This window comes from Haloferax sp. Atlit-6N (assembly GCF_003383195.1).
Classification (GTDB): domain Archaea; phylum Halobacteriota; class Halobacteria; order Halobacteriales; family Haloferacaceae; genus Haloferax; species Haloferax gibbonsii.
Map to the genome: position 1 here is coordinate 1 of NZ_QEQJ01000418.1, position 434 is coordinate 434.

At 64.1% G+C, this 434-nt stretch carries 1 pseudogene; it reads right to left on the reverse strand.

Annotation, left to right across the window (positions count from 1 at the left end):
- Nucleotides 1-434 (reverse strand): annotated as a pseudogene (locus DEQ92_RS22995) (Na+/H+ antiporter subunit A); the annotation flags it as partial.

A 434-nucleotide genomic window follows, 5' to 3' on the forward strand; every position in this document is an offset into this window, starting at 1 on the left:
GTCGTCAGTCCTTCGACGAAGTTGTCGTACCACCAGTTCGCGCGGACCGGGCCGCGCAGGGCCGCATTGATAGCGTCGTGGATTCGGTCGTAGAACGGGAAGGCCGCCGCACCGACGACGATAGTGATGATACTCATGATGACGTACGGCGTCAGTTTCGTCGGGAAGTGCACCGAAAAGGAGTGCGCTTCCCCGGGGACGACGCTCCCGTAGACCTGTCCGACCAAGCCCTCGATGAAGAGGTTCGGGTCGGCGGAGAAGGCGAGCACGAGCGCGCCGAGAATGGCCGGCGGAACGAGCATCGCCACCGGCGGGCGGTGGACGTGTCCCCGTCCATCGGGTTCGTCGCCGAAGAACAGCGAGGCGAATTTGATGGAGTAGAGGAACGTGAAGACGCTCCCGAACACCGCGACGACCGGGAAGGCCCACGCGAT